Origin of the sequence: Methylosinus sp. sav-2 (assembly GCF_004366495.1) — a bacterium.
Taxonomy (GTDB): Bacteria; Pseudomonadota; Alphaproteobacteria; order Rhizobiales; family Beijerinckiaceae; genus Methylosinus.
Map to the genome: position 1 here is coordinate 477,054 of NZ_SOEJ01000001.1, position 12,833 is coordinate 489,886.

The 12,833-nt window shown below is 68.7% G+C and carries 6 protein-coding genes and 1 tRNA gene; 1 reads left to right on the forward strand and 6 read right to left on the reverse strand.

Annotated elements, in window-relative coordinates:
• Nucleotides 1-288: 288 nt before the first annotated feature.
• On the reverse strand, nucleotides 289-8,175 hold the full coding sequence (locus EDE12_RS02210; protein ID WP_134187968.1) for an apolipoprotein acyltransferase: 7,887 nt from the start codon (nucleotides 8,173-8,175) through the stop codon (nucleotides 289-291).
• A 374-nt stretch (nucleotides 8,176-8,549) separates the two neighbouring features.
• On the opposite strand from EDE12_RS02210, the gene EDE12_RS02215 reads away from it, so the two are divergent.
• Complete coding sequence (locus tag EDE12_RS02215; RefSeq protein ID WP_024878205.1) at nucleotides 8,550-8,891, forward strand: Hpt domain-containing protein; 342 nt, start codon at nucleotides 8,550-8,552, stop codon at nucleotides 8,889-8,891.
• Nucleotides 8,892-8,895: 4 nt separating this feature from the next.
• Here EDE12_RS02215 and EDE12_RS02220 read toward each other — a convergent pair whose 3' ends face one another.
• The 5 genes from EDE12_RS02220 to EDE12_RS02240 all read right to left on the reverse strand — a co-directional run bounded on the left by EDE12_RS02220 (nucleotide 8,896) and on the right by EDE12_RS02240 (nucleotide 12,669).
• Entirely contained in the window at nucleotides 8,896-9,123 is a 228-nt protein-coding gene (locus EDE12_RS02220) for a hypothetical protein (RefSeq protein WP_018267247.1), read from the reverse strand.
• Between the two features lie 95 nt (nucleotides 9,124-9,218).
• Nucleotides 9,219-10,298 (reverse strand): SGNH/GDSL hydrolase family protein, encoded by a 1,080-nt coding sequence (locus tag EDE12_RS02225; RefSeq protein WP_134187969.1) that lies wholly within the window; start codon nucleotides 10,296-10,298, stop codon nucleotides 9,219-9,221.
• A gap of 33 nt (nucleotides 10,299-10,331) precedes the next feature.
• Entirely contained in the window at nucleotides 10,332-11,159 is an 828-nt protein-coding gene (locus EDE12_RS02230; RefSeq protein WP_036291297.1) for a class I SAM-dependent methyltransferase, read from the reverse strand.
• Between the two features lie 250 nt (nucleotides 11,160-11,409).
• Nucleotides 11,410-11,494 (reverse strand) — tRNA-Leu (locus tag EDE12_RS02235).
• 80 nt (nucleotides 11,495-11,574) lie between these two features.
• On the reverse strand, nucleotides 11,575-12,669 hold the full coding sequence (locus EDE12_RS02240) for a choloylglycine hydrolase family protein (RefSeq protein ID WP_026599822.1): 1,095 nt from the start codon (nucleotides 12,667-12,669) through the stop codon (nucleotides 11,575-11,577).
• Between the last annotated feature and the right edge of the window lie 164 nt (nucleotides 12,670-12,833).

Consider the following 12,833-nt stretch of genomic DNA (forward strand, 5'->3'; position numbering starts at 1 on the left):
TTGTTGCGATAAAGCGCGTAGGCACTCAAGCGGAACAGGGAAGCAATTGCCTAGATCTCGAGCAGAATCCGGGTTTCGGCGCTTTTTCTCTTTCGAGAGTGGCGAAAATGTCACAATCGAGTACGCAAACCGACAACTTTTGTCGATTTAGAACAAGAAAAAGGCGCGTCTTGTCCGGCCCTGAGGCGACCCGGCGGAAAGCGGACACGGATTACAGGTTACGGGGTACCGATCACGACGCCATGGCCCGCCCCGGCGCCTGCTTTTGCGGCGCCGGGGCGGGAAGCCTCACTCGAAACGGCCCGCCGCATGGCCGAGCATGGTGTAGACCTTGCCGGCGTCGGAGGTGAGATAGCCGCGCGTCAGCGCGCCCTCGCGATCATTGCGGCTGGTCTCGGCGACGAGCCGCTCGAACTCCTGAACATAATGATCGACCGTGGCGTGGAAATCCGGATCGACGCGGTAGCGGCGACGAATCTCCTCGAAGGTCTGCTGGCCCTGGGCGCTGTAGAGCCGGCGGGTGAACAGGCCCTTCTCGCCGCGCTGGAAGCGATCCCAGAACTCGCCGACCGCGGCATGATCGACCATGCGGGCGATATCGAGCGTGAGATTATCCAGAGCCCCGGCGGCCTTGGCCCGGCCGGCCGCCGTATTGGCGCGCGGCGGCGCAGCGGCGGCGGGAGCCTCATCGCGGGAGGCGCGCGCCAATAGATCGGTGAGCCAGCCATCCTCCGTCGCCGAGGCGACGGGCCGCGCCGGAGGAGCCGGCGGCGGCGGGGGCGGCGCAGGCTGGATCGCCCGGGCGGCGCGCTGCGGCTCCTCGCGCGGGGCGCGGCTGGTCCAGCTCGGCTCTTGCGCGCGCGGGGCGGGCGGAGCCACCGGCGGCGGCGGGGGCGGCGGGGGCGGCGGCGCGACCGGCGCAGGCGCGGGCTGCGGCTGGGCCTCGAAGCCGCGACGCGCGGGAGCGGCCGGGGCCGCCGCCGGAACCGTCTCGGCAATATCATAGGCCCGGCCCGAGCGCGCGACGATGTCGGTCAGCTCGTTGAGCGCCTTCACCTGCTCGCCGACGACACGGCGGAGCGCAGCGGCCTGCTCGGCCGTCTCGCGCGGCAATTCCTGGGCGCCGCGACGCAGCTCGGCGCGGGTCTGCTCCAGCTCGCTCTGAATCTCCGCCGACATGCCGCGAATCTCGGTCGCGGCGGCGGCGAATTTCTCGGTCGCCCGGCCGAAGATATCGGCCAGCTCGTCATTGGCCTGATCATAGGCCGCGCGCAGCGCCGCGGCGGTCTCCTCACGCTCGCGCGAGGCGGCGTCGCGCACGGCGGCGAAGCGCTCGTCGACCAGCTCCGCTGTTTCCTGCGTCGATTGCGTGATGAAGCCGCCGACATCGCGCGCGCGCTCCTCGACCCGGCGGAAATTCTCCTCGACCAGGCCGGAGAAATTGGCGACCGTGTCCTCGAAATCCCTGCGCTTGTCCTCGACCAGCAGCACGAGATTTTCCAGCGAGCGGCGGCGCGCGTCGAGCGCCGCGTCGAGCTCGGACTGGCTCTGCGCCAGCCGCTCGGCGCTCTGCGTCAGGCTCTGCTGATGCGTCTCCATCGCGCCGACCATCGAGCCGGCGTCGCGCATCACGCCGCCGGACACTTCGCCGATCTGCGCGATATGCTGTCCGACCGTCTCGATCGCGCCCTGGAACTCGCGCAGCTTGCCGCCGAGCTCCTTGTCGAGATTGGAGAGATTGCCGCCCGCCGCCGAGATGATCGTCTGCAGCGAGGAATTGGTCTCGCCCAGCCGGTCGAGCACCTCGGGCAGCTCGGAGCGCAGCTTCTCATTGACGTCGAGCAGCGCCCGCACGGAGCCTTCGGCGCCCTCGGTGAGCGCTTTCTTCAGCTCCTCGGCCGATTGGTCGATCGCCGCCGCCAGCTCGACGCGCTTCTCGCCGAGATGCTGCACGATGGTGGAGCCGCGGCTCTCGATCGCATGGGCGACCAGCTCGCCGACATTGGCCAATTCGCGCGTCACCTCGCCGCCACGATCGCCGAGCGTCGTCTGGATCTGCGTGAGGCGCTGCTCCAGCGTCGAGCTGATCTCGCCGACGCGCTCGGTCAGCGCCTGACCGAGATCGCCGGTGCGGGCGTGCAGAGTGGTGTCGAGATCGCGCCGCGCCGAGGCCAGCGTGGCGTTGATCTCCTCGATGCGGGCGTTGATCGTCTCGACGACGACGCGGCTGCGCTCGCCGATCTCGCCGGAGACCGCGTCCAGGCGGCCGACGACATTGTTCTCGAAGACGCCGATCCGCCCGTCCAGCGTGCCGGCGATCTCCTCCGCGCGGCCGCCGAGCGTGGAATTGATCTCCTCCGCCTTGGAGGAGAGCGTCTCGGTGAGCTGGGTCGAGCGGGCGAGCAGCACCGCATCGATATCCTTGACCTTCTCGTCCAGCGAGCGAATGACCTCGCGGCCGCCCTCGCCCATGGCGCGCGCGACCTCCACCGCATGGCGGGCGAGCGTGTCCTGAAAGGCCTTGCCGGCCGAATCGAGCCCGGAATCGACGCGCCCGACCAGCGCGTCTATGCGGTCCGCCGCTTGGCGCGTGCGGGCGTTGGAGACGGTCTCGAAGCTCTCGATCTTCGACGACATGACCGCGGCGATCTCCTCGGCGCGCGCGCCGAGCAATTCGACCAGCGCGGTGCCGTCGCCGGAAATCGTCTTGTCTATGGCCGCCAGCCGCTGGCCGACATCCTCCGACAGGCGCTGCGACTGATCGCCGATGCGCGCCGCGATCTCGTCGGCGCGCTCCGCCAGACGATCGGCCAGCGCCCCGCCCTCCTGGACGATGGCGGCGTCGACCGCGGCCAGACGCTCGGCCAAGGTCGCCGCGAGCTGCTGCGAATGCTCGCCGATCTGCGCCGCGATCTGGCCGCCCTGATGGCGCAGCCGCTCGTCGAAAGCCACGAGCTGCTGCTCCACGCCGCGCGTGACGCCCTCGCCGCTCGCCGCCAGCGCCGCGACCAGCGCGCCGCCGCGATCGACGATCGACGTATCCACCGCCGAAAGCCCCTCGGCCAGCGCCGAGGCGAGCTGCTGCGAGCGCTCGCCGATCTGCGTGGCGAGCTCGCCGCCGTGATGGCGCAGGCGCTCGTCGAAAGCGGCGAGCTGCTCCTCCACGCCGCGGGCGACGCCGTCGCCGCTCGCCGCCAGAGCCGCGACCAGCGCGCCGCCCTGGTCGATGATCGTCGTATCGACCGCCGCGAGCCGCTCGGTGAGCGCGGCCGCGAGCTGATCGGAATGCTCGCCGATCTGCGCGGCCATGAGATTGCTGCGATTGCGCAGCGCCTCGTCGAAGGCGGCGAGCTGCTCGCCGACGTCGCGGCTGAAGCCCTCGCCATTGGCGGCGATGGCCGCCACCAGAGCCGCGCCCTCGTTGACGATGGCCGAATCGACCGCCGTCAGACGCTGGGTGAGCTCGGCCGCGAGCTGCTCGGAATGCTCGCCGATCTTGGCGCCGAGCTCGTCGCCGCGATTGCGCAGCGCCTCGTCGAAGGCCGCGAGCTGCTCGCCGATGTCGCGGGTGAAGCCTTCGCCATTGGCGGCTATGGCCGCGACCAGCGCCGCGCCTTCGTTGACGATCGTCGAATCGACGGCCGCCAGCCGCTCGGAGAGCTCGGCCGAAAGCCGTTGTGAATGTTCGCCGATCTGCGCGTTGAGCTCGCCGCCGCGATTGCGCAGCGCCTCGTCGAAAGCGGCGAGCTGATCGCCGATCTCGCGCGTGAATCCTTCGCCATTGGCGGCGATGGCCGAGACCAGCGCGGCGCCCTCCTCGACAATGGCCGAATCGACCGCCGTGAGGCGCTCGGTGAGCTCGGCCGCCAGCTGCTGCGAATGCTCGTCGATCTGCGCCGCGAAACGCGCGGAATGGCCGCGCAAAGTCTCGTCGAGAGAAGCGAGGCGCTCGGCGACGTCGCGCGCGAGACCTTCGCCGCTCGCCGCCAGCGCCGAGGCCAGCGCGCCGCCCTGATCGAGCGCCATGGCCTCGAAAGCGGCGATGCGACCGGCGAGCGCTTCCTCGATGCGCTCGCCCTGCGTGGCGATGGCGAGCGCCGCCTCGCTGGCGGTGACAGCGAAGCGCTCCTGCAGCGAGGCGGATTGCTCGGCGAGGGTCGCTGCGACATCGGCGACGCTCGCGGCGAGGCCCGCCTCGAGCGCGGCGCCGCCGACCGTGAAGGCCTGCTCGGCGCGGCTCTGCGTGTCCTCGAGCGTGCGGGACACCTGCGCGGTCGCCTCCTCCAGCGCGTCCAGCCGATTGACCAGCACGCCGTCGACCCATTCCGCCTGCTCGGTGACGCGGGCGACGACATCGCCGCTCTGCCGCACCACCTGCTCCTCGAAAGCGCTGAGCCGCTCGGAGAGCACCGAAGCGATGCGATCCGAATGCTCGGTGACGCGCGTCGCCACCTCGTCGCCATGGCGCACCACCGTCTCCTCGAAGGCCGCGAGGCCCTGGGAGAGATAGGCGCCGATCTCGTCGCCGCGCTCGACCAGACGCAGGACAGTCTCATCGCTGCGGCCGGCGATGCGCTCCTCGAAAGAGGCGAGCCCTTCGGCGATGGCCTGGCCGACGCGCTCGCCCTGCTGCAGGAAGCGCGAGGCGGTTTCCTCGCTCTGCTGCACGACCGCATCGCGGAAGGCCTCGAGCCCGCCGGCGACGGCCGTCGTGGCGCGCTCGCTCTGCTCCTCGAGGCTCGACAGCGTCGCCTCATGCTGCTGCGAAAGCCGATCCTCGAATGCGGCGATGCCTTCCGCCACGGCGAGGCCGAGGGCGTCGCCATGAGCGGTAAGCCGCGCCGCGGCCTCCTCGCTCTGGCCGAGCACGCGCGTCTCGAATTTGGCGAGGCCTTCGGTGACGACGCCGCCAATCGTGTCGCCATGGGCGACGAGGCGCTGCGCCACATCCTCGCCATGGCCGACAATGCGCGCCTCGAAGGCCGCGAGGCCCTCGGCGACCGCGACCCCGATCGTGTCGCCATGGGCGACGAGACGTTCGGCCGCCTGCTCGCTCTGGCCGAGGACGCGCTCCTCGAAGACGGCGAGACTGTCGGAAACGGTGGAGCCGATCTGCTCCGCATGGGCGACGAGACGTTCCGTCACCTCGGCGCTGTGGCCGGTCACGCGCTCCTCGAAGGCCGCGAGCCCTTCCGAGACCGCGGTACCGATCGCGTCGCCCTGCGCGACGAGACGATCGGCGACCACCTCGCTGTGGCCGAGCACACGCGCCTCGAAAGCGGCGACGCCTTCCGACACGGAGAGGCCGATGCGCGCGCCTTCCTCGATGAGGCGCTCGGCGGCCGCGGCGCCCTGACCGGCGACACGCTCCTCGAAAGCGGCGAGCCCTTCGTTGACGGCCGCGCCGACCGCATCGGCATGAGCTGCGAGCCGCGCCGCGACATCCTCGCTCTGACCGGCGACGCGCTCCTCGAAGGCCGCGAGGCCCTCGGTGACGGCGGCGCCGATCGCGTCGCCATGCGAGACGAGACGATTGGCGACATCCTCGCTATGGCCGATGACGCGTTCCTCGAAGGCGGAGAGGCCTTCCGCGACCGCCGAGCCGATGACGTCGCCATGCGCCGAGAGACGCGTCGCGACATCCTCGCTCTGGCCGGTGACGCGCTCCTCGAAAGCCGCGAGGCTGGCCGCCAATGCGGCGCCGATGGCGTCGCCCTGCGTCGAAAGACGCGCAGCCGCATCCTCGCTGCGACCGGCGACACGGTCCTCGAAAGCGGCGAGGCCTTCCGCCACGGCGGAGCCGATCGCGTCGCCATGGGTGACGAGACGCGTCGCCACTTCCTCGCTGTGGCCGAGGACGCGGTCCTCGAAAGCCGCGAGACCTTCCGCCACCGCGGAACCGATAGTGTCGCCATGCAGAACCAGACGCGCCGCGACTTCCTCGCTGTGGCCGGTGACGCGCTCCTCGAAGGCCGCGAGACCCGCGGCCACCGCAGAGCCGATCGTCTCGCCCTGGACCGAAAGACGCTCCGCCGCCGCCTCGCTGCGGCCCGCGACGCGCTCCTCGAAAGTCGCGAGGCCGGCGGCCACGGCGGAGCCGATCTCGTCGCCTTGCATCAGCAGGCGTATCGCCACTTCGTCGCTACGGCCGGTGACGCGCTCCTCGAAGGCCGCGAGACCTTCCGCAACGGCGGAGCCGATGGCGTCGCCATGCAGAACGAGACGCGCCGCGACCTCGTCGCTGTGGCCGGTCACACGCTCCTCGAAGGCGACAAGTCCTTCGGCCACCGTCTGGCCGAGACGCGCGCCCTCTTCGGCGAGGCGCGCCGTCGCTTCGGCGCTACGCTGCGCGACGCTCTGCTCGAATTCCGCGACGCCCTGCGTCAGCGCTGCGCCGATGCGCTCGCTCTGCTCGGCGAGGCGCGAGGCGATCTCGCCGCCCTGGACAACGACATTCTCTTCGAAGGCGCCGAGGCGATCGGCGAGTGTGTCGGTGACGCGATCGCCATGCGAGGCGATGGCGGCGATGGCCTCGCCGGCCACGGCGGCGAAACGCTCGTGCAGAGCGTCGGCCTGCTCGGTGAAGGCGCTGGCGCTTTCGGCGAGCGTCTGCGCGAAACGTTCGTTGAGGCCGCCGCCATGCGCTTCCAGCTCGTTGCGGGCGCGCTCGCGTGTTTCCTCGAGCAGCTCGGCGAGGCGGTCGCCGGCGGCGCGGAAAGCGGATTCCGTCGCCGCCACTTTCTCGGCGAGCTGCGTCGCGAGATTTTCGGAAGCCGAGAGCAGCGAACGCTCGATCGCGCCGCCATGCGTCTCGATCGCCTCGTCGACGCGGCCGCTGGTCTCCGCGAGACGGTCGACGAAGCTCTCGCCGCGCTCGCCCACCGCCTGCACGAGATGGCCGCCGATGGAATCGAGGCGATCGACGACGAAGGCGCCGCGCGATTCGAAATCGGTCGCCAGCGCGTCGCCGCGCTCCTGAAGCTTGCGATCCGCCTCGGCTATGCCGTCGGAGAAGCGCCGCGTGACCTCCTCCGAGGCCAGAGTGAGGCTGACGGCGATCGTCTCCCCGGCGACGGAGAGACGCTGCACCATGTCTTCGCCACGCGTCGAGAGCGTGGAATTGAAGCCGTCGCCGACGCGCTCCAGCGCCAGACGAATCTCCTCGCCCTTGGAGCCGAGCGCGGCGGTCACGCGGCCGCCGGCCTCGCTCACCGTCTCGGCGAGATGGGAGGAGCTGGTCTGCAGCTCCGCCGACAGCGACTCGCGCGCGCCGAGCAGCGCCGTGCGGGCGTTGTCGGCGTTGACGAGGATCGCCTCGCGCTCGCGCGTCAGCTCGTCGATGAGCACGCGAATGCGGCGCTCATTCTCGGAATAGGAGCGCTCGAGATTGGAGACCTCGGTGCGCACGATGATCTCGAGCTCGCTGGCCCGCGCCAGCGCGCGCTCTATGCCGTCGCCCATTGAGGCGGCCTCGCGGCGAATGGCCTGCGAGAGCGTCACCATCTGCTCGGTGGCGATGGCCTCCGGCTCGATCAGCCTTATCGCCACTTCCGCCATGGAATTGGCGACCTGCTTCATCTCATGCGCGCGGCGCGCCATCACGCCGGTCACGAAGATGAAGACGATGGGGGCGAGCAGCGCCAGCAGCGTCAGCACCGGCTTGGGCGCGAGGAAGGAGCCGTTCTCGTGGTCGAGAATCTCGCCCTGATTGAAATAGACGAACAGAGTCCACAGCACCGCCCAGGCGGCGATGGACAGGAAAGTGTAGCCGAGAATGGCGGTGTTGGGACGGACCTGCAGCGCGGCGCGCAGCTCGCCGACGGTCTGGCGATCGTCATTGGCCGGCGCGCCGGCGGGGGCCACCTGCGGCTTGGCCGCCGAGCGGCCGGCCACGGGCGCGGCGCCTTCCGTGGGGCGCGCAGAATCCCGCGCCGCATCGCGCGCATCTTGGCGCCGCGAGGAGGGAAGGCTGAAGTTGAAGCCGGGGGCCGTCTTGGCCTGGCCCTTGCCCTCGGCCTTATCAGCGGGCTTGGCGCCCGCCTCGGCCGGCGACGCGGCTTTCTCGCCAGCTTCCGTCGCGGCCTCGGCGGTGGGCTCCAAGCCCAGATTCAACGCCTCTTCGACCGCCGACAGCGCAGCGATAGCCGCGTCCTGGGGCTTGCCCGATTTCGCCATCGTCACCTCTCCGAGCGGTCATAGTTCCGCTTTATGACGCCGCTCACGCTTTTTCGCCGTTCACATCGAGCAGAAAAGATTAACCAAATATTACCGCCGTCGGCCCGCAAATGAAACGGGCGCGGACCGCCAATCGAAATCGTCGTTAACGCGACTGGGGGAAGATGCTCGGCGCTCCGCCCGGAGCGGAGCAAAAGGGGCGACCTGCAGCTTGGCCGCGAATCCGAAGCAATGCTTACATAAGATTGATTCGAATAAGAATACGACGCCTGATTCGACCCGGCGAGCGCAATCGCCGAGGCCACGCGCAGGCTCTCGGCGCAATCCACAGGAAAAGCGAGACTTTTCCGCGAAGGGCCGATCGGAGACGTAGAATGACGGATGGCGGAAACACCGAAGGCGCGCCCGACGCGATCGATTGGGCGTATCTCTCGCGCCAGACGATGGGCGACACGGAGCTCGAAGCCGAGCTGCTGGCGCTGTTCCTCACCCAGGCGGGCGAGTTCGACGGCAGGCTGGCGGCGGCGGCCTCCGACAAGGCGCGCCTGGACCTCGCCCATACGCTCAAGGGCGCGGCGCGCGCCATCGGCGCCTTCGCGCTCGGCGACGCGGCCGAAGATTATGAGTCCGCCCTGACGGAGCCAGAGCGGCGGCGGGCGCTGGGCGCGCGGCTGGCCGAGGCGCAGCTGGCGATCGCGTCCCGGCTCGGTCGGTGAGGCGTCAGAGCTGGCCGCCATCGATCGATCGCACCTCCGCGGTCGAGGGCGCCCTTATGCTGGCGTTGAGCTTGCGCAGCATGATGAGGCACTGCTCCTTGACCTGCTCGTCGCGGACGGAGTCGGCGACTTTGGCGAGGTGGCAGAAGGCGATGGCGCGCTGAGAGACGATGTCCTCATATTCGGAAGGGTCACTCAGATCGACCGTATGATCGCTCGTCTCGTCGGTCATGATATGGCGGAACCTCTGGTTTGTCGCATCGGTTGCGGCGGACACTGCCGCCCAATTGTGGTCGCGGCTTGGCCGAACGCCTCGAGCGCCTTGTTCTAGCGAAAGCTTCGCTTTTCCTGGCGAAAGCGTAGCGAGAGCAGGGCCAGCCAGCGCCGCCAGAAAGACGGGCTCCAGAACATGACGGCGGCGATCTGCAGCCTCTGCTCCGCGAAAGGCGCGCCCGGCTCGGCCGGCAGCAGCGTTTTCTCCTGCGGCAGAGCGGCGAGGGCGCTCTCATCGTCCGGCATGGCGATCTCGAGATCGAAATCGGCGCGCGGACGCCTGCGCGAATAATGGAGGAGAATGAGATTGGGCACGATCTCGCGCATGCTCGATTGCGCCGTCCGGGCGAAAGCGCGCGCGCCCGCCGTGATGCGATAGACGCCGCTCTCATGGGTCGAGCGCAGCAGCAGGCCGGCGAGACGGCCACGGCCGGGCCAGCGGCTGGCCCCCGGCCGGGCAATCTCCAGAAAGCTCCCCGCGAAGACCGTGGATGCGATCTCCACTCTGCGGCAGCGTCCCTGCGGCTCGGCCTGCGACGCGGCGACATAATCGAAAATGGGCGCGTGAAGCCGGCTCGCCCGCGGAACCGGAATGGCGCCGCCGGAAATGAGATCGGCCACGACCTTCGCGCACCGCACCGAGGCTTCCGCGGTGAGATGATGCGGATCGACGAATTGCTCGGCTCGCTCCTCGCCGAAGATCGTCGCAGGCGTCACGCAGGGGGCCACGCCATGCGCCTTCGCGATGCGGCGATAGATGCGGTCGATGCGCCGCACGCAGGCGGAGACCCGCCGTCCGCCCGTCGGGCGCGGACGCAGGCACAGGAACAGCAAGGGGACTCCGCGCTCCGCGCAATGCTGCGCGACGCTGGCCAGCGCATCGTGAACCAGCGCGGCGGTGGTGAAGCCGGCGTCCAGCAGAATGACGTCGTTGAGCGCATATTCGAAAACGACGAGATCGGGCGCCGCCTCGCCGCGCCGCTCCGCCTCGATGAGCCGCGCGAGGCCATAGAGTGAGCCGACGGCGCCGAGAAAGCGGTTGGTGATCTCATGCTCCGGCATGAGCCCCTGCAATTGGGCGGCCCAGCCGAAATGGACCCCGGCGTTGGAGCCGCCGAGCAGCATAACTCTCATATCGCCTTCCCGCTCCGGCCGATGGCCCGCCCTCTACGATGACTTCCGCGCGAAGATCGATATGGCCGGCCCGAAGAAATGATCCGGATCGTCGTGATTGGTCCGAATGTCGTCGAAGCCGAGCGCCCGCAGCGCGGCGAGAAGATCGTCCCTGTCCAGCCAGCGATGATCGTCGCGCATGCCGCCGCAAAAGGCCGGATTGGCCTGCGCCTTCACATAGCTGCGCGGATAGGCGCGCACCTCGACGCCGTGAAAGGAGAGGATTTCCGGCTCCTTCGCCATGACGCTGCGCCGCGGATCGGAGAGCGGCATGGCGTCCGAGACGACATGCGTCCAGATGAACACGGCCGAGGCGCGCTGCGCGATCAGCTCCAGCAGCCGCAGCGGATCATGCTGATGATAGAGCACGCCGGAGGCGACGATGAGATCATAGCTCTTGTCGGTCTGCTCCAGCCATTTGACGAAATCGCCGAGCCAGAAGCGCGCCTTCTGCAGCCGCAGGATCTCCTTGGCGACGAGGCAGCGCATGAAAGCGAGCTGATTGGCCTCCACGGCGTCCACCACCGCGCCCGCATTCTCCAGCATATAGGTGTGGCCGGCCTCCAGCGGGCCGAGCTCCAGCACCTCGCGGCCCTCGAGCGCGCCGAAACATTCGACGGCCCAGAAAATTCGCGAATCATAATAGGTCGGCACGATGCCAGCCTTCACCGCGCAGGCCTCGGGAAATGCGGTGCTCCAGCCGGGAATGGCGTCTATGGCGTTCTGATGCGAGGGGAGCGCGTCGACATAGCGATCGAAAGTCCGCTCCTTGCGCTCGAATAATTTCAGCAATCTGTCCAAACCGAATCCGCGACCCGACATTTTTCGTTTCCATGCCCGCTCGAGCGCCCGCCGTCTTTCGACGCCGACGCCCAGAGACTCTATCTTAGCAGCGAGCGAGAAACAGGAATTGTCCGAATTTTTGCCGGCCGCGCGCTCCTACCCTCTTCGGGCGGCGGCAAGCGGCGGCTCGCGCGAGGCGGTCTCGGATCGGGGGAGGGCTTTCGGCAGGCCGCCCGAGGCTGGGCCGCGGCGAAAGCCGATCTGTCAGAAGCCTCGACTTCGAGAGGCTTGGTGCGGTCGAGAGGACTCGAACCTCCACTGGTTGCCCAACTAGCACCTCAAGCTAGCGCGTCTACCAATTCCGCCACGACCGCGCCGGGGCGCTGATCGAAACCAAAGCGCCGGCAGGCGGCCCGTCTAACAAAAACCCTCCCCCATGACAAGGCGCTTCGCCTCAATGTTTTGGAAATTCGACAGGCGCGATCCGGGAAGAGGGCCGCAAGGGGGCCGCCCGGACGCTGCGGCCCTCGAGCTCCGACCTGTTGAGATCGATGCTGCGCAGGGTCTGATTGTCATAGCTCTTCACATAATAGACGCGGCTGGAGAGATCGGCGATCGACGACCATTGCGTGAACTCGAAGCGCGAGGTCTCCTGCGGGGCGACGCGCACCAGGCCCATGGGAATGTCGAAATTATTGAGGATGTGCTCGGCGAGGCGCACCGTGCCGGCTGCGTCCTTCTGCGGCTCGGCGGAGAGGGTCATGCCCACGGCGCGCACGAATCGCGACGGCGGGGTGGGGTCGCCCGGCACGCCGATGAGGCCGGAGCCGGCGCCCAGTGGGGCGAAGCTCTCCCCCGCGATCTTCAGCGGCGGCGCATCCACCGGCGAGAGCTTCACATAATTGCGCAGATTGGTGAGGTGCCAATCGAAGGAGGGGGCGTTGGTGACGACGCCGAGCGGATTCTCATAGATTTTCAGCCGCCCGCCGATCGGCTCGACGACCAGAGAGGCGCCGCTGGCGTCATGCAGCGTGTAATGAAAAGGCGGAACGATTCCGAGGGTCGGCTGCACGACATCGACGATGGCGATCGTGTCCAGCGCCGCGCGCAGCTCCTCGACACTGGCGAAATTGCCCAGCGCCCAGGTGAGGAAATCCCAAGGGGCCAGCGCATGGCCGGGATCGGCGGTCTTGGGATCGGCGTAGCCGGCGAAGCCCGGAAAATAGAGAATGCCGCCGGCGAGGCCTTTTTCATTCATGCCGTCGACGACGACCGGCAGGCCGAAGGCGTTGAGCCCGGCGATCGCATAGCGGGATTTCCACCCCCAGCCGGGCTTGCCTTCCGGCCCCGTCGCCCGCGCGGCGTAGTTGCGCGGAATGACGATCGCCTCCGATTCGAGCGGAAAGCCGAACTCCAGCGTGCGGCCATAGACGCGCGCGCCATCGGCGGCCTTCAAGAGAAAGCTCGTGCAGGCCCCCGCCGGCGCGAGCGCGAGAGCCAGAGCGAGCGGCGCTAGCGCGAGCCGCCCCAATGCACGACGAAAAGACATCGCAGCCATCTTCCTCTCCGATTGATTCTTCTCGGTAGAGATAGGCGGCCGAAAAGCGAGAGCGCGCGCCGCGGCCGAAAAGCGGCGAACGGCCTCGAGGCATTATGGCGGCGAATGGGAAAATTCCCCGCAATTCTTCTCGACGTGCGCGAGCGCATAGATTT

What these genes read in the sequence shown, in the direction of transcription:
- EDE12_RS02210 (WP_134187968.1), bottom strand. Translation starts at nt 8,175, where the DNA reads ATGGCGAAATCGGGCAAGCCCCAGGACGCGGCTATCGCTGCGCTGTCG.
- EDE12_RS02225 (WP_134187969.1), bottom strand. Translation starts at nt 10,298, where the DNA reads ATGAGAGTTATGCTGCTCGGCGGCTCCAACGCCGGGGTCCATTTCGGC.
- EDE12_RS02230 (WP_036291297.1), bottom strand. Translation starts at nt 11,159, where the DNA reads ATGTCGGGTCGCGGATTCGGTTTGGACAGATTGCTGAAATTATTCGAG.
- EDE12_RS02240 (WP_026599822.1), bottom strand. Translation starts at nt 12,669, where the DNA reads ATGTCTTTTCGTCGTGCATTGGGGCGGCTCGCGCTAGCGCCGCTCGCT.
- EDE12_RS02220 (WP_018267247.1), bottom strand. Translation starts at nt 9,123, where the DNA reads ATGACCGACGAGACGAGCGATCATACGGTCGATCTGAGTGACCCTTCC.
- EDE12_RS02215 (WP_024878205.1), top strand. Translation starts at nt 8,550, where the DNA reads ATGACGGATGGCGGAAACACCGAAGGCGCGCCCGACGCGATCGATTGG.